Source organism: Cupriavidus sp. 05T42 (genome assembly GCF_056396345.1).
The window spans coordinates 1-22831 of the sequence record NZ_JBFTLH010000011.1; the positions used below are offsets into that span (position 1 = coordinate 1).

Annotated in this window: 20 protein-coding genes; 8 read left to right on the top strand and 12 right to left on the bottom strand. The window is 68.3% G+C overall.

Annotated features, from left to right (window positions below; translation table 11 throughout):
• The 9 genes from AC1EJR_RS16210 to AC1EJR_RS16250 form a co-directional block, all read right to left on the bottom strand.
• On the bottom strand, nucleotides 1-748 hold a 748-nt coding region (locus AC1EJR_RS16210), incomplete at its 3' end, for a toxin VasX (protein WP_477147303.1).
• Between the two features lie 212 nt (nucleotides 749-960).
• Nucleotides 961-1659: a phosphorylase gene (locus AC1EJR_RS16215; RefSeq protein ID WP_477110418.1), complete on the bottom strand. Its 699-nt coding sequence runs from the start codon at nucleotides 1657-1659 to the stop codon at nucleotides 961-963.
• Complete coding sequence (gene shc / locus AC1EJR_RS16220) at nucleotides 1656-3674, bottom strand: squalene--hopene cyclase (RefSeq protein WP_441644298.1); 2019 nt, start codon at nucleotides 3672-3674, stop codon at nucleotides 1656-1658. Before shc ends, AC1EJR_RS16215 begins: the two co-directional genes overlap by 4 nt.
• Nucleotides 3675-3752: 78 nt before the next feature.
• On the bottom strand, nucleotides 3753-4601 hold the full coding sequence (gene hpnD / locus AC1EJR_RS16225) for a presqualene diphosphate synthase HpnD (RefSeq protein WP_092297016.1): 849 nt from the start codon (nucleotides 4599-4601) through the stop codon (nucleotides 3753-3755).
• 201 nt (nucleotides 4602-4802) lie between these two features.
• The gene (locus AC1EJR_RS16230; protein ID WP_092297429.1) at nucleotides 4803-5408 is read right to left on the bottom strand and encodes a DUF2889 domain-containing protein; all 606 of its coding nucleotides are present in this window, start codon (nucleotides 5406-5408) and stop codon (nucleotides 4803-4805) included.
• A 94-nt stretch (nucleotides 5409-5502) separates the two neighbouring features.
• Complete coding sequence (locus AC1EJR_RS16235) at nucleotides 5503-6651, bottom strand: porin (protein ID WP_092297020.1); 1149 nt, start codon at nucleotides 6649-6651, stop codon at nucleotides 5503-5505.
• Between the two features lie 275 nt (nucleotides 6652-6926).
• On the bottom strand, nucleotides 6927-7583 hold the full coding sequence (locus AC1EJR_RS16240; RefSeq protein ID WP_092297023.1) for a hypothetical protein: 657 nt from the start codon (nucleotides 7581-7583) through the stop codon (nucleotides 6927-6929).
• A 13-nt stretch (nucleotides 7584-7596) separates the two neighbouring features.
• Nucleotides 7597-8724, bottom strand: a complete 1128-nt coding sequence (locus AC1EJR_RS16245; RefSeq protein WP_477105642.1) for a CaiB/BaiF CoA transferase family protein — start codon at nucleotides 8722-8724, stop codon at nucleotides 7597-7599.
• 87 nt (nucleotides 8725-8811) lie between these two features.
• Nucleotides 8812-9774: a tripartite tricarboxylate transporter substrate binding protein gene (locus AC1EJR_RS16250; RefSeq protein ID WP_092297028.1), complete on the bottom strand. Its 963-nt coding sequence runs from the start codon at nucleotides 9772-9774 to the stop codon at nucleotides 8812-8814.
• 286 nt (nucleotides 9775-10060) lie between these two features.
• Here AC1EJR_RS16250 and AC1EJR_RS16255 point away from each other — a divergent pair, with 286 nt between their 5' ends.
• From AC1EJR_RS16255 to AC1EJR_RS16265, 3 genes are all read left to right on the top strand, one after another.
• Nucleotides 10061-12868 (top strand): winged helix-turn-helix domain-containing protein, encoded by a 2808-nt coding sequence (locus AC1EJR_RS16255; RefSeq protein WP_441592872.1) that lies wholly within the window; start codon nucleotides 10061-10063, stop codon nucleotides 12866-12868.
• A 162-nt stretch (nucleotides 12869-13030) separates the two neighbouring features.
• Nucleotides 13031-14116, top strand: a complete 1086-nt coding sequence (locus AC1EJR_RS16260; RefSeq protein ID WP_092297031.1) for a Zn-dependent alcohol dehydrogenase — start codon at nucleotides 13031-13033, stop codon at nucleotides 14114-14116.
• Between the two features lie 59 nt (nucleotides 14117-14175).
• The gene (locus AC1EJR_RS16265; protein ID WP_441592873.1) at nucleotides 14176-15096 is read left to right on the top strand and encodes a TauD/TfdA dioxygenase family protein; all 921 of its coding nucleotides are present in this window, start codon (nucleotides 14176-14178) and stop codon (nucleotides 15094-15096) included.
• A 75-nt stretch (nucleotides 15097-15171) separates the two neighbouring features.
• Here AC1EJR_RS16265 and AC1EJR_RS16270 read toward each other — a convergent pair whose 3' ends face one another.
• Genes AC1EJR_RS16270 through AC1EJR_RS16280 form a run of 3 tightly spaced genes read right to left on the bottom strand, consistent with a single transcriptional unit; the run spans nucleotide 15172 to nucleotide 18402 of the window.
• Complete coding sequence (locus AC1EJR_RS16270) at nucleotides 15172-16002, bottom strand: SDR family NAD(P)-dependent oxidoreductase (RefSeq protein ID WP_092297035.1); 831 nt, start codon at nucleotides 16000-16002, stop codon at nucleotides 15172-15174.
• A 36-nt stretch (nucleotides 16003-16038) separates the two neighbouring features.
• The gene (locus AC1EJR_RS16275) at nucleotides 16039-17226 is read right to left on the bottom strand and encodes a lipid-transfer protein (RefSeq protein WP_092297037.1); all 1188 of its coding nucleotides are present in this window, start codon (nucleotides 17224-17226) and stop codon (nucleotides 16039-16041) included.
• A gap of 36 nt (nucleotides 17227-17262) precedes the next feature.
• A complete protein-coding gene (locus tag AC1EJR_RS16280; protein WP_477107974.1) occupies nucleotides 17263-18402 on the bottom strand; it encodes an acyl-CoA dehydrogenase family protein in 1140 nt (379 codons plus the stop codon).
• A 250-nt stretch (nucleotides 18403-18652) separates the two neighbouring features.
• Here AC1EJR_RS16280 and AC1EJR_RS16285 point away from each other — a divergent pair, with 250 nt between their 5' ends.
• The 5 genes from AC1EJR_RS16285 to AC1EJR_RS16305 are packed head-to-tail and all read left to right on the top strand — an operon-like array spanning nucleotide 18653 to nucleotide 22800.
• Nucleotides 18653-19789, top strand: coding sequence for an acyl-CoA dehydrogenase family protein (locus AC1EJR_RS16285; RefSeq protein WP_477113398.1), 1137 nt, complete (start codon nucleotides 18653-18655; stop codon nucleotides 19787-19789).
• Nucleotides 19790-19819: 30 nt separating this feature from the next.
• The gene (locus AC1EJR_RS16290) at nucleotides 19820-21013 is read left to right on the top strand and encodes a lipid-transfer protein (RefSeq protein ID WP_477113399.1); all 1194 of its coding nucleotides are present in this window, start codon (nucleotides 19820-19822) and stop codon (nucleotides 21011-21013) included.
• A gap of 28 nt (nucleotides 21014-21041) precedes the next feature.
• Nucleotides 21042-21485, top strand: coding sequence for a MaoC family dehydratase N-terminal domain-containing protein (locus AC1EJR_RS16295; protein WP_092297048.1), 444 nt, complete (start codon nucleotides 21042-21044; stop codon nucleotides 21483-21485).
• A gap of 13 nt (nucleotides 21486-21498) precedes the next feature.
• Complete coding sequence (locus tag AC1EJR_RS16300) at nucleotides 21499-21918, top strand: MaoC family dehydratase (protein WP_092297051.1); 420 nt, start codon at nucleotides 21499-21501, stop codon at nucleotides 21916-21918.
• A gap of 48 nt (nucleotides 21919-21966) precedes the next feature.
• The gene (locus tag AC1EJR_RS16305; RefSeq protein WP_441592874.1) at nucleotides 21967-22800 is read left to right on the top strand and encodes an SDR family NAD(P)-dependent oxidoreductase; all 834 of its coding nucleotides are present in this window, start codon (nucleotides 21967-21969) and stop codon (nucleotides 22798-22800) included.
• The last annotated feature ends 31 nt before the right edge of the window (nucleotides 22801-22831 follow it).

Here is a 22831-nt window from a genome sequence, read left to right on the forward strand (position 1 = left end):
GGCTGCGGCGGCGGCAGGCTGATTGGGTGGCATCGGTCCGCCCTACGCGTCCACCAAAGTTCGGCGCGGAAGGCGGCATGAAGGCGCGGGGCCCGACCGGCGCCGATCTTGCGACAGTTACGTAGTCGGCCACGGTGGTGGCCAGGGCGTCGATCGGCACCGCATGGGGCGTGTTGCCCCGGCCATTGCCGGGCGGCTTGCCCGGTGTGATCTGATGCGCTTTGGCCCACGCGCCGGCGTCAAACGGACGCATGTGCAGTTCGCGCAGCGGCTTGCCGGCGGCTCCTCGGTGCGCGTCCATGACGGTCCGCGTCCATTGCACGTCGGAGTAGCCAAACCAGACAATGCCAGCCTGCGTAGCATCGGCGATGCCGATGCAGCCAGCCAGTTCCACGTGGACGGCGTCACTGCAGGGCTTGAGCGACCTCGAGCTTTCCGTTATGCCGGCCTCCGCAGGAAAGCTCGTGTAGTAGCCCTCCTCCGTGATCCAGTACCCCGTCATCCAATCGCGCTTTTCGTCGTACACGTACAGATAGCCGCAGCGCAGCAGGCGGGTGGTGTAGCGGGCGCTGCCATGCAGCGTCAGGTCCTGCTTCTGGCCTTTGCCGACGCTACGGGCGGAATCTTCCACCTTCAGTGGCGCGGTCACCGCCGGCAGGCCCATGTCGATGGGTGCGACGGCATAACGCACGGGCAGGATGAGCAGGCCACGCTTGTCGCAATAGTTGCACTTCTTTTCGATGGCCATAGACGTCAAATCCCCAAGGTTCGCGTGTGCGAGGTATCCGCAGACAGCAAGGCATTACGCCTTGCGCGCTGCAAGATAAACGCTCTTCTTTGGAAGGGGGAATGCCTTTGACGGTGAATTCAGCCGTTCCTTGTCCAGGATCGACCGTCACGCCACATTGAGACTTGTCTTATGTGGCAACCACATTGCGTGTGCTAGAAGCCGCGAATCGACTAGGCGACCGCGGAAGCCGGCAAGCCGAATTCCTCGCCCAGCGCCCGGCGGGCGGCTTGCAGCGCGCGGCGGGCTGCCGCGGCGTCCTGGCCCAGGCGCAGCAGGCCGGGCAGGTGATGGGGGGCCTTGAGCAGGCCGATGAGGATGGCGCCGATATCGGTGCTGCCATCGGCGCCCATGCCGGCCACGGCCAGCGGTGGCACGGGGCGGTCGGCCGGGTCCACCACCACGCGCAGCGCGGTGAAGGGCAGGCCGTGCGCGCGGGCTATGCGGGCGGCGATGTGCGATTCCATGTCTACCGCCAGCGCGCCGTGCAGGCCATGCAGCGCGGCCTTGTCCGCCACGGTGGTCACGGCGGTGTCGGCGCCGGCCAGCAGGCCGGGCACCGCCTGCGGCAGCGCGCGGCGTAGGGCGGCGCTCCAGAACGGGTCGGTGCGGAACGATTCGGCGCCCGCGCGCACGCCGGTGGCCACGATGACCGTGCCCGGCGGCAGCGTCGGGTCGAGCCCGCCCGCCACGCCAAAGCTGATCACCCCCGCGAAGCCGCCCGCGCGGCCATGCTTCAATGCCTGGTCGAGGGCCCGCGCCAGCGCGGCGTCACGGCGGCCGTACAGCGTTTCGATACCGGGGCCGGCTGCGATCTGCGCCTCGAAGCGCATGCCGCTCACCGCCAGCACCGGGGCGTGGGCGGGGCTCACAGGCCCCACGCCACGGCGTGGTTACCCTCGCGCAGCAGGTTGCGGAAGCGCGCCAGCGCCCACAGCGGGAAGAAGCGTGCATAGCCGTGGTAGCGCAGGTAGAACACGCGCGGGAAGCCCACGGCCGTGAAATACGGCTCGTCCCAGAAACCATGGCTGGCCTGCGTGCGCAGCAGGAATTCCACGCCGCGCACCACCGCCGGATGGTCGCCGGCGCCGGCTGCCATCAGGCCCAGCATGGCCCAGGCGGTCTGCGAGGCCGTGCTCGGCGCGCGCTCGTAGCCGCGATAGGCGATCTTGTAGCTGTCGCCCGACTCGCCCCAGCCGCCGTCCGGGTTCTGGATCGACAGCAGCCACTTGGCCGCGCGCTGCACTTCGGGCGCGTTGGCGCCGATGCCGGCGGCGTTCAGGCCGCACAGCGCGCTCCACGTGCCATAGATATAGTTGGTGCCCCAGCGGCCGAACCAGCTGCCGTCCGCTTCCTGCTCGTCCAGCAGGTAGCGCAGCGCGCGCGCGGCGGGCTCGCTGTTGGCCGGCATCTGGCCGAGCTGGCAGAGCATGGCCAGGCAGCGCGCCGAGACATCGGCCGTGGGCGGGTCCAGCAGCGCGCCGTGGTCGGCGAACGGGATGTTGTTCAGGTAGAGATGGGTGTTCTCGGGCTCGAAGGCGCCCCAGCCACCGTTGCTGCTCTGCATGCCGACGACCCACTCGCAGGCACGCGCCACGGCGGTCTTGTAGCGGTCGGTCCGGTCGCCCTTGTCGGCGCGGTCCATCGCGGCGGCCACCACGGCGGTGTCGTCCACGTCCGGATAGTGGGCATTGGCGTACTGGAAGGCCCAGCCGCCGGGCCGCACGTCCGGGCGGCGCACGATCCAGTCGCCCTTGAGGTCGAGTTCCTGCAGCGGCACCAGCCAGTCCAGGCCGCGCACGGCGGCGGCGATGGCGCGCGGCTCGCCCACTTCCAGCAGCGCGTGGCTGGCCAGCGAAGTGTCCCAGACCGGCGACAGGCAGGGCTGGCAATAGGCTTCATCGTCGCGGACGACCAGCAGCTTGTCGATCGAGCGGCGCGCGATGGCGCGGTTCGGGTCGCTCTCGGGCACGCCGAGCACGTCGAACATCAGCACCGAGTTGACCATTGCCGGGAAGATGGCGCCGAGGCCGTCTTCGCCGTTCAGGCGCTCCACGGTGAACGTGCGGGCGCGCTCGATGGCCCGCGCGCGCAGGCTGCGCGGGAACAGCGGCTCGGCCACGCGCACCACGGCGTCCAGCGCGCGGAACACGCCCACCCAGAGCGGGCTCTGGTGCGGCGCGCGCGCCGGCAGCCGGGTGGACTGGGCCGGGCGCAGGAACAGTTCGTCGATGCCGATCTTGCGCGGGTTGCGCGCCCGCGGACGCAGGCTGTTCAGCACCAGCAGCGGCACGATCACCGTGCGCGCCCAGTACGAGACCTTGGAGAGATGGAACGGGAACCACTGCGGCAGCAGCATGATTTCCACGGGCATCATCGGCACGGCCTGCCACGGCATCACGCCGTACAGGGCCAGCAGGGTGCGCGTGAAGACGTTGCTCGCCTCGGCGCCGCCCATCCCGTGGATGGCGGCGCGGGCGCGGCGCATGTGCGCGGCCTCGGGGTCGTCCCCGGCCATCTTGAGCGCGAAGTAGCCCTTCACGCTGGCGCTGATGTCGGAGGCGCCCGCGTGGAACAGCGGCCAGCCGCCATCGGCGTTCTGGATGCGGCGCAGGTAGTTGGCGATCTTGCCCTCGAGCACCGGGTCGGCCTGCTCGCCGAGGTAATGCACCATCAGGATGTATTCGGCCGGGATGGTGGCGTCGGCTTCCAGCTCATAGACCCAGTGGCCATCGGCCTGTTGCTGGGCGAGCAGGGTATCCACGGCATGAGCGATGCCGGCGTCGAGCGGGTCCGGCAGGGCAGGCTGGGCGAGCCGGTTCACGCTGGCAGCCAGCGCGTCGGTGGTGGCGAATTCGGGGCGGGTGATCGTTGCGGCCTGGTTCATCAATTCTGGGGGCACTTCTCTCTCTGCGGATGGCGCGCCGGGCGGCGGCCCATCCTCTTCCATATTAGGTGTGTCGGGTCAGGCAATGGCATGCCGGAGCAGGATCCACACGAGCTTGGCCTTGGGCACGCGCACACGCGTGCGCGGCGGCTGCCAGCCACGCGCCAGCAGGCGCGTGAGAATGCCGTGGTAGACCTCGAACATGATGCGCGGCGAGCGCACCACGCGCGCCGGGCAGCGCGCCATGATGGCGGCGGAGGCGTCGTAGTGAGCCTGCGCTTCCCGCGCCAGGCCCTGGCAGACCGTGCCGATGGCGGGGTGATGGATCACCGCGTGCGGCGTGCCGATCGGGATGCCGGCGGCGGCCAGCGCCTCGGCGGGCAGGTACAGGCGGCCGATGCCGGCGTCCTCGTCGATATCGCGCAGGATATTAGTCAGCTGCAGCGCGCGGCCCAAATGGTGCGCCAGCGCAATGCCGGGTGCTTCGTCGATGCCGAACACGCGTACGGCCAGCCGGCCCACGGCGCTGGCCACGCGGTCGCAATAGGTGTCCAGCGTGGCGGCGTCCGGCGCGACGATGGTCGACACGACGTCCATGATCATGCCGTCGATGACGTCGCAGAAGTCTTGCTGCTGGAGGTTGAATGCCTGAATCTGCACATTCAGCGGCTCAAGTGCGGCGGGCGCCCGGCCGGCGTAGCAGGCGGCGATGTCCGCGCGCCATTGATCGAGCGCGGCCAGACGGTCGGCGTGCTGGGTGTCGCCATCGGCAATATCGTCCACGGCGCGGCAAAACGCGTAGATCTCGAACATGGCCTGCCGCTGGGAGGCGGGCAGGATGCGCATGGCCGTGTGGAACGAGCTGCCCGATGACACGGCGGCTCCCGCGAGCGGGGCGCCTGGCGTTGCGATTTCAGTACCGGCCACGGGTTTCCTCGGCACGCTTGTCGGGTCCGCGGGGCCTGTCAGACGCCGTCCGGTGGACTGCCATGGAAACTGCGGGATGGCGCTGTGCGGACGGAGCCGCGGGCGGGGCGCGGATTCGGAGTTTTTTGAAGTCGGGCGATTATAACAACTTCATTGCAAGCGAGCGATGTGGCGAAATCCGCACTATATGTGGATGGACGATCACTCTTGCGGCGTGGACTCGCGAACCGGCGCTGCCCGGCGGTGCATCGGCCAGATAACCTGGGCGGCCTCGCCGTCCAGGCGGTAGGCGTGGCAGGTATCCAGCACCCAGGGCTGGGGCAGCGGGGTGCTGCCGTGGAGCTTGGTGTGCCAGGGCGTTTCCTCGCGCTGGATCGACATCATGGTCTGCATCGCCGTGGTGGCCAGCGGGCCGAGCAGGTCGGTCAGGTGCGTGCAACCGCGCACGCCGGCCAGCCGTTGCCGGGCTGCCTGATGAAAGCCCTTGCCGATGCGCAGCCCGATCAGGGTGGCGTAGGCGGCGTTGATCTCGGCGCAGTAAGGCGTGGGGCCGGTCTCGGTACGGGCGGCGAAGTGGTGGATCACCATGCCGGCATCGACGGTCATGGTCAGGTGCATCCGGTGCAGGTGGCCGCCGGCGGGCAGGTCGGTGAACGGCAGCTCGGTGGCGACGGCGGAGATGTCCTGCATCTCGGCCTCGATGTCGTAGCGCCCATCGTCGCGCAGGTAGCCGCGGCACAGGATGCTGCGGGTATGCCGCAGCGTACGGAAGGGGGGCGTGGTGGCGTCTGGTACGGCGTTGGCCATGGTCGTCATCCTTGGGACTGTGGGGGTCTGTCAGGGATGATGCCGTTCCCGGGGGGGTGGGGGTCCCCCCCAAGAACGGGTGGCCGGGGGGCGGTCAGAAGATCTGGCGCACGCCGATCGTGACGCCGACCATGTTCTGCTGGCCAGACATGGTCGGGTACTTGAAGGCGTAGGCCGTGGCCAGGCCGTCGAAGCTCAGCCCGCCGTTGTGGGCGTAGCCGACCGACATATAGACGTCGGTGCGCTTGCTGAAGTTGTAGGTGGTGGTGAAGGTGACCTGCTGCATATTGGGCGGATTGGTCTCGGCCGCCGTGGCCGTGGCGCGCGCGCCCTTCACGTCCGCGTAGTAGTAGGCCAGCGAGAGGCCCCAGGCCGGCGTGGCCTGGTAGTTCACGCCCGCCCACCAGTAGTCGTCACGCAGCAGCGTGGCGCCGCTGGCGAACTCGCCCTTGTTGTAGCGATAGCCAAGCGTGAACTTGAACGGGCCGGTGTTGTAGAGGCCCGCCGCGCCGAGCTTGGTCATCTTGCCCGGTGCGCCGACCTGCGCCGCCGGGCGCCATTCGTCGGCAGCAATCGCCAGGCCCAGGCCGGTGCCGTTCAGGTACATCAGCGAGGCGCCGTAGCCGGTGTTGTCCTTGAAGTTGCCCGGCACCTCGCCGGCGCCGCCGTTGGCCAGGGCGATGGCGGCGTTCTGCACGGCCACGCCGGTGCCGAACGAGAAGTGCGCGGCGGCCTGGATCGGGCCCCACTTGCCGATGTACTTGGCCATGTTGTCTTCGCGGTAGTTCAGGCCCATCCACCAGATGCCCGGCTCGTACGTGGCGGCGAAGCGCATCGGCGCGAAGTTGGCCATGCCCTCGAAGAACGAGGTGTACTGGCGGCCGAAGGTCAGCTTGCCGAAGGCATCGTTCTGCAGGCCGACGAACGACTGGCGATTGAACAGCGGTACGCCCTGCAGGGAACCGCTATCCCACTGGAAGCCACTTTCGAGCACGAACAGCGCCTGGTTGCCGGCGCCGAGGTCTTCCACACCACGCAGGCCCCAGCGCGAGGCGGACAGACCGCCCACGGAGGGCATGCCGACGCGGCTGCCGCCCTGGTTGGGCGTGGCGGCCGAGGCGGCGACCCGGTTGACGTACTCGATGGAACCATCGACCACGCCATACAACGTGACGCTCGTCTGCGCATGGGCCGTGATCGCGAGCGGGGCCAGCGCTGCCAGGGTAATGAACTTCCGTTTCATGCTTGAGGGTCTCCTTATCGTTCTAGGAACCAGCGCATTGGCTGGCTGCGCGTCCGCTTTCACGGCGCACGCACAGTAAAGCGCGGATGCCCTTCAAACCTGCCCACTCCCGATGGGCGGACTGTGGCATTTGCGCACTACCCATCCGTGCAGACCCTTACCTCCTTCGCACGCTGTCTTGCCCAACGTCGCCCAAAAAAATCCGACCCTGAGGTCGGAGTAAAGGCCATCGCCGGAACCGACATCCAGCGATGGAGGGCCTGTTCAGGAAAGCTTCAGCGGTACAGCGGGGCCGCATGCCGGGCGGGTACCACGGCCCAGACGGCAAACGGTTCGAACGGGGGCACGCGCCGCACCCATTGCGTGGCGCAGGTGCCGCAGCGATACCGGCATTCGGCCGCCCCATGGGGCCGGGGCGGCTCGTTGACGCCGTCCCGCGCCAGTTCGGCATGCGGGGTATAGCGGCGGATGTCCTGGCGCAGGTCGTCGCAGTCGCCACACATGTCGGGCGCGACGGCTGGCGATGTCGATGGCGCTGCCACAGACGTCGCCGGGGTGTCGTCGCGCATCGGACGGCTGCCCGGCGCGCGGCTCCATCGCTGCACGCTGGCCCAGTAGAGCGCGCGCAGGGCGCGGTCCGTGGTGCCGGCGGCGGTGCGCCGGCCGATCTCCAGATGCCCCTGCTGGAGCAGCCCCTGCTCCGCGCCGCAGGCCAGGCAGACCAGTTGCCGCCGGCCTTGCGCCTGCCGGATCCACTGGTCGAGCAGCCGCGCGCGCGAGGCCGCCGCATCGCGGCTGGGCATGCCATGCCGCGCCAGCGTGCGGTCCAGTTCATCGCGCACCGCGCGCACCTCCGCGATCAGGGCGGACAGCTTCGGCTGGAGGCGCCCGGCCGGTTGCGGCGCGGCGCCGCGTTGGGTTGCACTCGCCATCACAACGCTCCGCTCAAACCTTGGCGGAAGAACGCCAGACGCTGGCGGCGCCTTGCGCCAGCCCGGCCGCGATTTCGGCCGTATGCTGACCGTGCGTCGGGATGGCGCCCGGCTGGCGCGCTTCGCCGTCGAAGCGCGGCGCCGGCGCGGCCTGGAGCCGGCCTTCGCTCTCCACATAGACGCCACGCGCCACGTTGTGCGGGTGCCTGGCCGCTTCCTCGGGGCTCAGTACCGGGCCGAAGCAGACGTCCGTGTTCTCCAGCAGCGCGCTCCATTCGGCGCGGGTGCGGCTGGCGAACAGTTCCGCGAAGTGCCGGTGCAGTTCCGGCCAGCGCTTGCGGTCCCACTGCCGTGCGAAGCGCGGATCCTCGGCCACGCCGAGCTTTTCCAGCAGCAGCGCGTAGAACTGCGGCTCGATCGACCCGACCGTGATGCAGTGCCCGTCCGCGCAGCGGTAGGTGGCGTAGAAATGCGAGCTGTCGAAGATGTTGTCGCCGCGCTGGCCGGTGACGAAGCCCTTGGCCTGCGTGGCGAGCAGCAGTTGCAGCATGTGCGCCGAGCCGTCGACGATGGCCGCATCGACCACCGTGCCCTTGCCGGTAGCGCGCGCGTTGAGGATGCCGGACAGCAGGCCAATCGCCAGATACAGCGCGCCGCCGCCGATGTCGCCCACCACGGTGATAGCGGAGGAGGGCGGCTCGACCGGCCCGCCGTTGTAGTACAGCGCGCCCGACAGCGAGATGTAGTTGTTGTCGTGCCCGGCGGCCTGCGCCATCGGGCCGGACTGGCCCCAGCCGGTCATCCGGCCGTAGACCAGGCGGGGATTGCGCGCGTGGCAGGCATCGGGGCCCAGGCCCAGGCGCTCCATCACGCCGGGGCGCATGCCTTCGATCAGCGCGTCGGCGTCCTCGATCAGGCGCAGCACCAGTTCGCGGCCTTCCGGCGTCTTGAGGTCGGCCACGACCGAGCGCTTGCCGCGGTTGATCACGTTGCCTGCGGGGGGTGGCGTGCCCGTACCCGTGCCCGCGGGCAGGCTGCGTTCCACCGCGATCACATCCGCGCCGAGGTCTGCCAGATGCATGGCGCAAAACGGCCCGGGGCCAATACCGCAGATTTCCACGATCCTGATGCCAGACAACATGTGTTTCTACCGTTGGATGAAAGGAGGGGCCTAGGTTACGGTCAGGCCCTCCCACCCCCTCCCCCCCGCATCGGGTAGGTAGCGGGGTCAGTCCAGCCGGGCGCCCGTGCTCATCACCAGCCGCTGTTGCACCGGGTACATCGCCTCGTAGTTGGCCAGCGCCTGCTTGCTGCTGTTGCCGATCGGCTCCATGGCGATGGCGCGCATGCGGGCGCGGATCGGCTCCGAGGCAATCGCGGCGCGTGCAGCACTTTCCAGCTTTTCGACGACCGGGGCGGGCGTGTTGGCCGGCACCATCATCACCACGCGGCCGGTGACCTGGAACTCCGGATCGGTCAGGCCGGCCTCGGCCAGCGTCTGCACGTTGGGCAGGCCGGGCAGGCGGCGGTCCGACGCCACCGCCAGCACCTTGAGCTTGCCGGTTTCGACGAACGGCTTGGCGGCGAAGGCGGAGACGAAGGCGAGGTCGATCTGGCCGCCCACGAGGTCCTGGATCATCGGTGCCTCGCCCTTGTAGGCTACGTGCGTGATGTCGGCCTTGCGCGTGCGGGCCAGGTGCGAGCTGACCAGATGGCCGTAGGAGCCCACCCCCCACGAGCCGAAGCTGGCGTGGTGGTGCGCGGTCCAGTCCAGCAACTCCTTCATGTCCTTGGCCGGCACGTTCGGGCTGGCCACCAGCAACACGCCGGCGGTGCAGATCTCGGTGACGAAGGCCAGTTCCTTGCGGGTGTCGTACGGCAGCTTCGTATACAGGAACTGATTGTTCAGGATCGCCTGGGTCAGTGTGATGCTGACCGTGTAGCCATCGGCAGGTGCCTTGGCCACCACATTCGTGCCGATCATGCCGGACGCGCCGGGACGGTTTTCGACGATGACCGGCTGGCCGAGGCGCTTGCCCATGTCATCGGCCAGCGCGCGCGAGACAATGTCGGCGGCGCCGCCCGGGGTGAACGGCAGGACGAAGGTGATCGGGCGGTTGGGGTAGGGCGCTTGCGCCGCCGCGGCCTGGGCGAGGCATGCCAGTACGAGCATGCAGGTCTTCTTGAACATCGTGTCTCCTGGTCGGCGCGGTCAGGCCGCGCATCGTGATTTTTGGCGCTGCGGCGGGAAGGGGATCCCTGCCGCCGACGCCATCATGCACGGCGCCTGCGCGTCACGACCCACCCGGTCCGGGTGGACGTTGGGGAGGCCCGGGCCCCCGTGCGCGCCGGAAACCCAGGCGCGGCGCGGCCTACAGACTGACCCCGATGGTCCGGGTGCTGGCGCGTCTCTATAATGCGGGGTTCCCATCGCGCAGAATCCTGCCTGGGTGACGAGCCCGGCACAATCGACACACATGTCTTCGTATGACCCGGCGCCGAAGCCATTGTCGGAGGCTTCCGCGCGCAACTTCGAGCCCATCGCCGGTACCAAGCTGGTACCGCCACGGCCCGCCCGCCGCCCGCTGGCGCGGGAGGCCCTTGCGGCGCGCCTGCTCGAAGCGCGGCACAAGCGCTGCGTAATCGTTCAGGGGCCGGCCGGGTGCGGCAAGACGTCCGCGCTCGTCAGCTGGCGTCAGTCGCTGGTGTCGCTCGGCTTCGAGGTGGCGTGGCTGTCCTTGTCCGAGGAGGACGACGATCCGGCCCGCTTCTTCGATTGCCTGCTCGCCAGCATCGGCTTGATCGATGCCGACATCGTCCGCGACGCGGCGTCGCTGGTGGGCGACGGCAGCGATGCCTCGGCCATCGAGCATTGGGTGGTCACGCTGATCGAGGCCATTGCCGCGCAGCCCCGCGACCTCGTGCTGATCCTGGACGATGTGCACCTCCTAGAGGACGCCCGCATCTGGCAGATGCTGCAATGGCTGTTCGACTATGCGCCGCCGCACCTGCACATCGTGCTCTGTTCGCGCGCCGCGTTGCCGCTCTCGCTGGCGCGGCTCGATTCGCAGGGACTGGTGGCCACGCTGGACCTGCGCGACCTGCGCTTCAGCCCCGAGGAGTCCGAAGCCTACCTGCGCGACCAGCTCGGCGAGATCTCGCCGCGTGACGCGCGCCGCCTGCACGAACTGACCGATGGCTGGATTGCTGGCCTGCAGCTGTTCGCGCTCGACATCAAGGCCAAGCACGGCACCGGCACGCCGGGCTTCTTCCCCGGTTCCACCAGCACGCTGCGCGACGCCAGCGCCTTTGCCGATTATTTCGAGCACGAGGTGCTGCGCCAGCTCGGCACGGACGACCAGGAACTGCTGACCTGCGTGGCCATCTGCAGCCGCTTCTGCGCGCCGCTGTGCGCCACGCTGGTGGGCGAGCCGCGCGCCGTGGCGCGCATGACCACCCGGTTGGTGCGGCTGGACAGCAGCAACCTGTTCATCATCCAGGTCAGCGGCCACGACCATGAAAGCTGGTATCGGCTGCACCCGCTGTTGCGCGAGGTGCTGCTGGCGCGCGTGGCGCGCATGCCGCAGGCCCGGCAGCATGCGCTGCACGCGGCGGCGTGGCGCTGGTTCGAGCAGCGCGGGCAGGTGGAGGAGGCGGTCCGGCACGCGGTGATGGCCGGCGAGGCCGGCGCGGCGGCCGACGCGATCCAGACCTGCGCGCCCGAGTTGCTTGCGCGCGGTAGTTTCCGCCAGTTGAGTGGCCTGCTGCGCCTGCTGCCCGTCGCGCAGATCGAGTCGCGCTTCGCGCTGCAGCTGATGCAGGCCCACGTGGATTTGCGCTCGCTCAGGCTGGACGCCACCGCGCGGGCCATCCCCCGGCTGGAAGCCCAGGCCGCCGCGCTGGGCGCCCGCGAGCGCTTCGCGGTCATCGTGCTGCGCGGGGCCATGGCGCTGATGCGCGACGATATCGGCGCAGCAGTGGCCCTGCTGCCCGAACTCGAAGCCGCCCCGCCCGATGCCGACGATTTCGTGCTGACCTCGCGCGCCAACGTGCTGGGCTGGCTGCACATGCATCGGGGCGAGTACGAACGCGCCCGCCAGATACTGGCCGATGGCACGCATCACGGCGGTGGCGGCATGCTCAGCAACCTGATCGGGCGATGCCTGTCCGGCCTGAGCCTGTCGATCGAAGGCAGGATGCTCCAGGCCGAGCCCGTGTTCCGGCAGGTGCTGCACGAGGCCGACCAGCTTGGCGCCGAGTACGTCGGCGTGGCCCACATGGCGGCGGTGCTGCTGAGCGAGACGTTCTACGAACTCAACGAGATCGACGCCGTCTGCACGCTGCTGGAGCGGTGGATTGGCCAGCTGGAAACGGTGTCGGTGCCGGATGCGACGCTGCGCGCGCTGCTGATGCTGTCGCTGTCGCACCGCGTGGCTGGCCGGCGGCTGGAGGCCGCGGCCTGCCTGGACCGCCTGGAGGACTACGCGGTGCGCAACAACCTCGACCGCCTGCTGGTAATGGCGCTCAACGTGCGCTCCCGCTGGCAGTTGCGCGAAGGCGAGACCGATCTGGCCGAGGCGACCATCGAGCGCGTGCGCAAGCTGGCCGCCGTCAACGCGGGCCGGACCGATGTGTGGGAGATCGCCGCGCACGCGCAGTTGGCCTGCATCGGCCTGTGCCTGCATCGGCATGATTTCGACGGGGCGCTGGCCCGGCTCCACCCGATGCTCTCCAGCCCGGTGCTGGCGTCGCGCGGCCGGCATGGCGCCATCGTCCATATGCAATGCGCGGTGGCCGAGAACGGCCGGGGCAATGGCCGTGCCGCGCGGGAACATCTGGTCGAGGCGCTGCGCCTGGGCCACCGGCTGGGCCTGCTGCGCAGCCTGCTCGATGCCACCTCGGGCGGCGTCACGCTGCTGCGCACGGTGCTGGCCGAAGGCACGCTCGATCCCGTACTGGCGTTTTATACGAAGCGGCTGCTCGAGGCATCGGGCCGCTGGCGCGAGCGCGAGGCGCCCGCCGCGCCGGCCCGCCGCTCCGCGCCGATCAAGGCCCTGAGCGAGCGCGAGACCGAGGTGCTGACCTTGATCTCCCAGGCGATGTCGAACAAGATGGTGGCGCGCACGCTGGCAGTCTCGCCCGAGACCGTGAAGTGGCACCTCAAGAATATCTTCATGAAACTGGGCGTGAGCGGACGCGACGAGGCGGTGGCGCTGCTGCGCGACCTCGCCGCCGATGCGCCCGCCAGCGGCAAGCCGTCCGCCAGCCGTCCGTCTTCCCAGTAGTTCCGCCGTACCGCTGCACCGCCACCCCCCACCCCCCCGTACCGGGGAGGGGTGACGCCGTCGCACCGCTGTAACGTCCAGATCCGTGGGCGGGCGTCCTTCCGGCATCTCTTTCGGCATGCCCGCCTGTTTGTCCGTCCCATCGCATTTAGAGGTTCAGCCATGAAAGCTGCGGTATTCCATCGTCCCGGCCAACCCCTCAGTATCGAGGACATCGCCATCGCCAAGCCCGGCCCGCGCGAGGTGCTGATTCGCACCCGCGCCGTCGGCGTCTGCCATTCCGACCTCCATTTCGTCGACGGCGTGTTTCCGCACCCGGCGCCGGTGGTGCTGGGCCATGAGGCCGCCGGCGTGGTCGAGCAGGTGGGCTCGGAGGTGCGCACCGTCAAGCCGGGCGACCACGTGGTGACCTGCCTGTCGGTCTACTGCGGCCACTGCGAGCACTGCCTGACCGGGCACCTGTCGCTGTGCGAGTCCCCCGACACCCGCCGGTCCAAGGGCGACGAGCCGCGCCTGGCCTACCAGCACAAGCCAATGCCGCAGTTCGCCAACCTGTCGGCCTTCGCCGAGCAGATGCTGGTGCACGAACACGCCTGCGTGGCGATCCGGCGCGACATGCCGCTGGACCGCGCCGCGCTGATCGGCTGCGCCATCACCACGGGCACCGGCGCGGTGGTCAACACCGCCAAGGTGGCGCCCGGCGAGACGGTTGCCGTGATCGGCTGCGGCGGCATCGGGCTGGCCGCGATCAACGGCGCGGCGCTGGCCGGCGCCGGGCGGATCATCGCCATCGACATGCTCGACAGCAAGCTGGAACTGGCGCGGCAGTTCGGCGCCACGGACCTGATCCAGGCGAAGGACATCGACGTGGTCGCGGCCGTGCGGGAGCTGACCGGGCAGGGCGTGCACCACGCTTTCGAGTGCATCGGCCTGAAAGCCACTGCCGAGCAGGCCTTCGGCATGCTGCGGCGCGGTGGCACCGCCACCGTCATCGGCATGATCAAGCCGGGCACCAAGCTGGAGATCGATCCGTTCCATCTGCTGTACGAGCGCCGCATCCAGGGCTCGATGATGGGGTCCAACCGCTTTCCGGTGGATATGCCGCGCCTCGTCGATTTCTACATGGCGGGCAAGCTCCATCTCGACCAGATGATTTCACGCCGCCTGCGGCTCGAGCAGATCAACGAAGCCTTCGACGAGCTGCGGCGCGGCGAACTGGCGCGCTCGGTGATCGTGTTCGACAGCTAAACCGCCCCGCACGTCCGCGCGGGGCTGCATTCCCACGACGATAAAACGAGGAGACAACCATGCAACCTGCAGCAACCGCCGTCGCCGAAGACGCGCCCCCCGCGCGGACCCCCGCCCAGGACACCGAAGCCTGGCCGTTTGGCGTGCGCCGCTCCACCCCGACGATCGGCGCCGAGATCACCGGCATCGACTTCGCCCGGCCGCTCGATGAAGAGACCCACCTCGCCCTGCGCCGCGCGCTGCTGCTGTACAAGGTGCTGTTCTTCCGCGACCAGCACATCACGCCGGCGCAGCACGTGGCCGCCGCGCGCCGATTCGGCGAGCTGGAGGTCCATCCGATGATCCCGCACCATCCGGAGCACCCGGAGCTGGTGGTGTTCGGCCGTGACGGCAGCGCGCGTGGCCGCGAAAACCTCTACCACTCCGACGTGACGTGGCGCCAGGTGCCGTCGATGGGCTCGATGCTGCGCTGCGTGAGCTGCCCGGAGGTGGGCGGCGACACCATCTGGGTGAACATGGTGGCGGCGTACGAGAACCTGCCGGACGAGATCAAGACGAAGATCGCCCGACTGCGCGCCGTGCATGACGCCATGCCGACCTTCGGCCAGGCCCTCTCCGACGCCAAGGTCGAGGAACTGCGCAAGCTGTATCCGCCGATGGTGCATCCGGTGGTGCGCACCCATCCGGAGACTGGCGAGAAGATCCTGTTTGTCAATGAAGGCTTCACCACCCATTTCGACAACTTCAGCAAGGTGCAGCCGTACCGCATCGGCTCTGATTTCCGTCCCGCAGAGCTGGACCTGCTGCAATACCTGTTCCGCCAGGCCGCCGCGCCCGAGTATCAGGTGCGCCTGAAGTGGGAGCCGGACACCATCGCGCTGTGGGACAACCGCTCCACGCAGCACTATGCGGTGCAGGACTACTTCCCGGCGCCGCGCCATATGAACCGCGCCACCATCATCGGCGACCGCCCGGTCTGAGCGCGCGGGGCAGGGAATGAAAAACGGGGCGCATGCCGCAGTGGCATGCGCCCCGTTCTCATTGGAGCGAGGGGATCAGAACCCGCCGCGCCCACCGCCGCAGATGATGGTCTGGCCGGTGACGTAGTCGGACTCGGGGATGCAGAACATGAAGACCGAACCGGCGGCTTCCTCGGGCGTGCCCGGGCGGCCCAGTGCGATTTCCTTGCTGGCCTGCACGATGCGGTCCGGGTTCACGCCGACCTTGATGTCGCGCCCTTCGATGCTGACGGTCTTCTCTTCGGCGGTCGGCTCGGTCAGGCGCGTGGCGATGAAGCCGAACGCCACGCAATTCACGTTGACCTTCATGCGGCCCCACTCGCGGGCCAACGTCTTGGTCATGCCCATCACGCCGGCCTTGGCGGCCGAGTAGTTGACCTGGCCGGCGTTGCCCTGCGTGCCGGAGGTCGACGAGATATTGACCACCTTGCGGAACACCTCGCGGCCGTCCGCCGCCTCGGCCTTGCTGGCCTCGCGGAAGTAGGGCTGGGCGGCGCGCAGCAGGTTGAAGGGCGCCTTGAGGTGGCAGTCAAGAATCGCGTCCCACTGCTCGTCGCTCATCTTCTGGATCACGTTGTCCCAGGTGTAGCCGGCGTTGTTGACGATGATGTCGATGCCGCCGAACGATTCCAGCGTGGCCTTGACGAGGCGGTCGCCGAAGTCCGGCGCCGTGACGTTGCACGGAAAGGCCAACGCCTGGCCGCCGGCGGCGCGGATCTCCGCCACGACTTCGTTGGCCGGGGCGGCGTCGAGGTCGTTGACGACCACGCTGGCGCCCTCATTGGCGAATTTCAGCGCGATGCAGCGGCCGATGCCGCGTCCCGCACCGGTGACGATGGCGACCTTGCCTTCCAGTTTCCTGCTCATGGTGTGACTCCTCTTTTCTCTTGTAGATGGGTAGCGTCAGTTCTTGCCGTAGAGCGTGACCACGCACGCACCGCCAAGACCGAGGTTGTGTTGCAGGGCCAGGCGCGCGCCTTCCACCTGGCGCTTGTCGGCCGTGCCGCGTAGCTGGTGGGTCAGTTCGTAGCACTGGGCCAGCCCGGTGGCGCCGAGCGGGTGCCCCTTCGACAGCAGGCCGCCGGACGGGTTGGTCACGACCTTGCCGCCATAGGTGTTGTCGCCGTCCATCACGAACTTCTCGCCCTCGCCGGTGGGGCAGAAGCCGAGCGCCTCGTAGCTCAGCAGCTCGTTCTGGGCGAAGCAGTCGTGCAACTCGCATACGTCGATGTCCTGCGGGCCGATGCCGGCACGCTCGTACACCTGCTTGGCGGCGGCGCGGGCCATATGGCCGCCGACGTAGCTGATCATCGAGGGCGGATCGAACGATTCCACCGGGTCCGTCGTCATCGACTGGGCCACGATGACCACATCCGAACGCAGGTTGTGCTTGCGGGCAAAGCGCTCCGAGACGATCAGCGCGGCGGCGGCGCCGCACGTCGGCGGGCAGGCCATCAGGCGGGTCATCACGCCGGGCCACATCACCTTGTCGTTCATCACGTCTTCGGTGGTCAGCACGTTGCGGAACAGCGCCAGCGGGTTGTTGGCGGCGTGGCGGCTGGCCTTGGCGCGGATGGCGGCAAAGGTCTCCATGCGCGTGCCGTAGCGCTGCATGTGCTCGCGGCCCGCGCCGCCGAAGCTGCGCAGGGCCTGGGGAATGTCCGTGACGTCCTCGGTCAGCTTCTTCAGGATCGGCTGGAAACGCGCGCGCGTGGGCGGGCGGTCGTCCCAATGGGACTTCAGCGCGCCGGCCTGCATCTGCTCGAAGCCGAGCGCCAGCACGCAGTCGGCATCGCCCAGCGCCACGGCCTGGCGGGCCAGGTACAGCGCGGTGGAACCCGTCGAGCAGTTGTTGTTGACGTTGACGATGGGAATGCCGGTCAGGCCCACCTCGTACAGCGCGGTCTGGCCGCAGGTGGAGTCGCCGTAGACGTACCCCGCATAAGCCTGCTGGACCAGCTCGTAGCCGATGCCGGCATCGGCCAGCGCGCGGCGCACGGCTTCGGCGCCCATGTCGGTGTAGCTGGCGCTCGCGCCGGGCTTGGCGAACGGGATCATGCCCACGCCGCCGATGATGACTTTCTCGCTCATATCTATCCTCTCTCTATAGGGGGGAGCCGCCCGCCGTTACAGCTTGCGGGCAATCAGGTCGCGCATGACCTCGTTGGCGCCGCCCACCACGCGTGAGACGCGGTAGTCGGTAAAGGCCCGCGCGATGGGGTACTCGAGCATGTAGCCGTAGCCGCCATGGAGCTGGACCATATCGTCCAGACACTTCCACAGCGTCTCGGTGGCGTGCATCTTGGCGATGGCCGCCTCGTTCACGGTCAGCTTGCGGCGCAGGTGCTCGCCGAGGTAGTAGTCGACCATGGTGCGGATGGCCACGGCATGCGCCTTGGCGTCGGCCAGCTTGAAACGGGTGTTCTGGAAGTCCCAGATCGTGCCGCCGAAGGCCTTGCGCTCCTTCACATAGTCCACCGTGATGCCAAGCAGGCGCTCCAGCGCCACGGCGGCGTAGAGCGCGATGATCAGGCGCTCCTGGGCCAGCTCCTGCATCAGGTAGCCGAAGCCCTGGTTCACCTCGCCCAGCAGGTTGCTGGCCGGCACGCGTACGTTGTCGAAGAACAGTTCGGCGGTGTCCGCGGCGGGCTGGCCCACCTTGTGGAGCTTGCGGCCCCGGCGGAAGCCCGCGCGGTTGGTCTCCACCATGATCAGGCTCACGCCCTTGGCGCCGGCCGCCGGATCGGTCTTGCAGATCACCATGATCATGTCGGCGCTCGTGCCGTTCGAGATGAACGTCTTGCTGCCGTTGATGACCCACTCGTCCCCATCCCGGACTGCCGTGGTGCGGCAGGCCTTGACGTCGGAGCCGCCACCGGGCTCGGTGATCGCCACGGCGAGGATGGTCTTGCCGGCGCAGATGTCGGGCAGCCAGCGCTGCTTCTGTTCCTCGGTGCCTAGCCGCGCGATGTAGGGCGCGACGATGTCCGAGTGCAGGGAAAACCCCGAACCCGAGATCCCGGCGCGGTGCGTTTCCTCGAGCACGACCGCCGAGTGGCCGAAATCGCCGCCGCCGCCGCCGTATTCGGTGGGGATGGCCACGCAGAGCAGTCCTTCGCGGCCGGCCTTCAGCCAGCTCTCGCGGTCCACGCGGCCGTCCGCGTCCCACTGCGCCTGGCGCGGGGCGCATTCGCGCTCGAAGAAGCGCCGCGCGCTCTCACGGAGCATTTCGTGGTCTTCACGGAAAACGGTACGGGTTACTTCCACGGCACACCTCCTCTTCTGGTTATGGTCGGCGCGGCGTTGGGGGCACGCGCGGCCTGACGGAGATGATGGAGGGGGGGAAGGGGGGTGCGGCCTCCCCGGTTTGGGGAGGGGCGCGGCGCCGGGGGGCAGGGCGGTGGCGACTACCCGATTCGGGGAGGGGTGGTGCGCAATGCGGCCCCGCATCATTTCGCTCACCGCAGGCAGCCCGGGAGCCGCCAGGCGCTTGTCAATTCCGAACAGGAGAGTCTTCGTGGAAGTCGTTCGTAATGTTTATCGTGAAGATCACGAGCAGTTCCGCACCACCGTGCGCCGTTTCCTCGAGCGTGAATGTCTGCCGCGTCAGGAATCCTGGCTGGCCGACGGCATCGTCGACCGCGAGACCTGGCTGAAGGCCGGGCGCGAAGGCTTGCTGGGCACGTCCCTGCCGGAAGAGTATGGCGGTGGCGGTGGCGACTTCGGCCACGCGGCGATCATCGCCGAGGAAATGGCCGACGTGGGCGTCAGCGTGAGCTTCGGCCTGCATTCGGACATCGTCGCGCCCTACATCGCGCGGCTGGGCACGGAGGAGCAGAAGCGGCGCTGGCTGCCCGGCGTCTGCGCCGGCGAGACCATTCTCGCCGTGGCGATCACCGAGCCCGGCGGCGGCTCCGACGTCAAGGCTTGCCGCACCACGGCGGTCCGGGACGGCGACGAGTGGGTCATCAACGGCAGCAAGACGTTCATCTCGAACGGCTTTATCTCGGACATGGTGATGGTGATCTGCAAGACCGATCCCGCCGCCGGCGCCAAGGGCGTGAGCCTGATCATGGTGGAGACCAACCGCGAGGGCTTCCGCCGGGGCCGCAAGCTCCACAAGGTGGGCATGCACTCGCAGGACACCGCCGAGCTGTTCTTCGACAACGTGCGCGTGCCGGCCAGCAACCTGCTGGGCGAGGTCAACAAGGGCTTCGGCTACCTGATGCACGACCTGGCGCAGGAGCGCTTCATCATCGCCGTGGGCGCCGCCTCCAAGCTGGAGCGTCTGCTCGCCCAGACCGTCGAGTATGTGAAGGATCGCAAGGCCTTCGGCGGCACGATCTGGGACTTCCAGAACACCAAGTTCAAGCTCGCCGATATCAAGGCGAATGCCGTGGCGCTGCGCACGATGGTGGACTACTACCTCGGCGAGCACATGCGCCGGGGCCTCTCGGGCGAGGAAGCCGCGATCGCCAAGCTGTACTCGACGGAGGTGCTGTGGAAGTGCATCGACGACATGGTGCAGCTGCACGGCGGCTACGGCTACATGCTTGAGTACCCGATCGCCCGGGCGTTCGTGGACATGCGCATCGCCCGCGTCTATGGCGGATCCAATGAAGTCATGCGTGAACTCATCACGCGCAAGATGTAAGCACAACAAGACCAGCGAGGAGACAAGGCAATGTCAAAGCATGCAGTGGTTGCCGGGGTCGGCATGATCCCGTTCAAGAAGCCCGGCCAGAGCGAGTCGTACAGCGTGATGGGCGCCACGGCGGCGAAGCTGGCGCTCGAGGATGCGGGCCTGCCGTACGACAAGATCCAGCAGGCCTTCGTCGGCTACGTCTATGGCGATTCCACCTGCGGCCAGGCCGCGCTGTACAAGGTGGGCGTGACGGGCATTCCCATCGTCAACGTCAACAACAACTGCTCGACCGGCTCCAGCGCGCTGTTCCTGGCGCGCCAGGCCGTGGAGTCGGGCGCGGTGGAATGCGCGCTGGCGCTGGGCTTCGAATTCATGCAGCCGGGCGCGCTGAAGGGCAAGTGGGATGACCGCGAGGGTCCGCTCGATGGCTTCACCGCGATTGGCGGCCACCTGATCCAGGACGCCGTGGATGCCGGCGTACCGCGCGCGCTGACGCTGTTCGGCGGCGCCGGCCGCGAGCATATGGAGCAGTACGGCACCAAGCTGGAGACCTTCGCCCGAATCCGCGCCAAGGCCAGCCGTCACGCCGCCAACAACCCGCTCGCTGTGTTCCGCGACGTGGTGACGCCGGAAGACGTGATGAACGAGAAGGTGATGTGGCCGGGCGTGATGACGCGCTCGATGGCCTGCCCGCCGACGTGCGGCGCTGCCGCCGCCATCGTCTGTACCGAAGCGTTCGCGCGCAAGCACAACCTGCGTACCGACGTGCGCATCCTGGCGCAGTCGATGACCACCGACGTGCCGGACAGCTTCGCGCCGCCGTCGATGATCCGCCTGGTGGGCTTCCACATGGCGCAGAACGCCGCCAAGGCCGTCTACGAGCAGGCTGGCGTGAGCCCGTCCGATATCCAGATCTGCGAGCTGCACGACTGCTTCGCGCACAACGAGCTGCTGACCTATGAGTCGCTCGGGTTCGCCAAGGTGGGCGAGGCCGAGAAGATGGTGATGGACGGCGACAACACCTACGGCGGCAAGGTCGTCACCAATCCGTCGGGCGGCCTGCTCTCCAAGGGCCATCCGCTGGGCGCTACGGGTCTCGCCCAGTGCTACGAACTGACCAACCAACTGCGCGGCACGGCCGACAAGCGCCAGGTGGAGAACGTGCAGCTCGCGCTGCAGCACAACCTCGGCCTGGGCGGCGCCTGCGTGGTGACGCTCTACGGCCGCGGCTGAACCGTCCAATCGAAGAGGAGACAAGAACATGGCAGACAAGAGCATGATCGGGCTCGGCCTGGGCAAGGGCTCGATAGAGGTCGAGAAGGGGCGCCTGCGCTTCTTCGCCAAGGCCATCGGCGAGACCGATGCGATCTACACCGACGAAGCCGCCGCGCGGGATGCCGGACATCCCACGCTGCCGGTGCCGCCGACCTTCCTGATGTGCCTGAACAGTGACGTCTCGGCAGGCGTGGACCGCATGGGCCTGCTGAAGCTGGACCTCGCGCGCATCCTGCACGCCGAGCAGGCGTTCGACTATCACCAGATGGCCTACGCCGGCGACACGCTGCATTTCGAAACCACCGTGACCGATGTGTACGACAAGAAGGGCGGCGCGCTGCACTTCGTGGTCAACACGACGCGTGTGACCAACCAACGTGGCGAGCACGTGGCCGACATGCGCGGCACGCTCGTGGAACGCCGTGGCTAAGGAGACAACGACCATGCAAGCCCCCCGTTTCAACGATGTGAAGGTTGGCGACCAACTCCCGCCGCTGGCCCTGCCGGCGATCAACCGCACCACGCTGGCGCTGTACTGCGGCGCCTCCGGCGACCACAACCCGATCCACATCGATCTGGACTTCGCCCGCAAGGCGCGCATGCCGGACGTGTTCGCGCACGGCATGCTCTCCGCCGCCTACCTGGGCCGCCTGCTGACCGGCTGGGTGCCGCAGACGCAGGTGCGCAATGTGGCCATCCGCTTCACCGGCATCACGCACCTGGGCAACCAGCCCACCTGCACCGGCGTGGTGACCGAGAAATTCGAGGCCGATGGCGAGCAGCGCGTGAAGGTGGCGCTGCGCTGCGCCAACCAGTATGGCGAGGACAAGCTGCTGGGCGAAGCCATCGTCGCCCTGAAGTAAGCCGGCTCCCCATCGCACCCCAGACGAATCGATACAGGAAGAACAGACATGAGCAAACTCGCAGGCAAGTCCGCCATCGTCACCGGCTCGGGCCGTGGCATTGGCCGTGAAGTGGCGCTGAAGCTGGCATCCGAAGGTGCCCGCGTGGTGGTGAACGACCTGGATGCCGATCCGGCCGCCGAAGTGGTGGAGCTGATCCGCGCGCAGGGTGGCGAAGCCGTGGCATGCGTCGGCAGCGTCACTGCTCCCGATTTCGCCGACCGCCTGGTCAAGACAGCCGTCGAGCACCACAAGGGCATCGACATCATCATCAACAATGCCGGCTACACCTGGGACAACGTCATCCAGAAGATGACCGATGAGCAGTGGTATGCCATCCTTGACTGCCACCTGACCGCGCCGTTCCGCATCCTGCGCGCCGCCCAGCCGGTGATCAGCGCCGCTGCCAAGGCCGAAGCGGCCGAGGGCCGCGAGGTGTTCCGCAAGATCGTCAATATCTCGTCCGGCGCGGCTGGCGGCAACCCGGGCCAGTCGAACTACTCGGCAGCCAAGGCCGGCATCCTGGGCATGACCAAGACCCTGGCCAAGGAATGGGGCCGCCTCAAGGTCAACGTGAACGCAGTGGCCTTCGGCCTGATCGAAACGCGCCTGACGCAGGCACTGGCCGGCGACCAGAGCAAGACCGTCACCATCGAAGGCCGGGAGATCAAGGTCGGTGTGCAGCAGGCGATGCTCGACGGCGTGAGCCGCATGACGCCGCTGGGCCGCGCCGGCAAGCCGGAAGAAGCGGCTGGCGCCGTGTATCTGTTCTGCACGCCGGAGTCGAACTTCCTGTCCGGGCAGGTCGTCTACTGCGGTGGTGGCCCCGGCGGCAATTTCTAAGCCCGGCTGCACCCGGAAGACCCACAGAGCG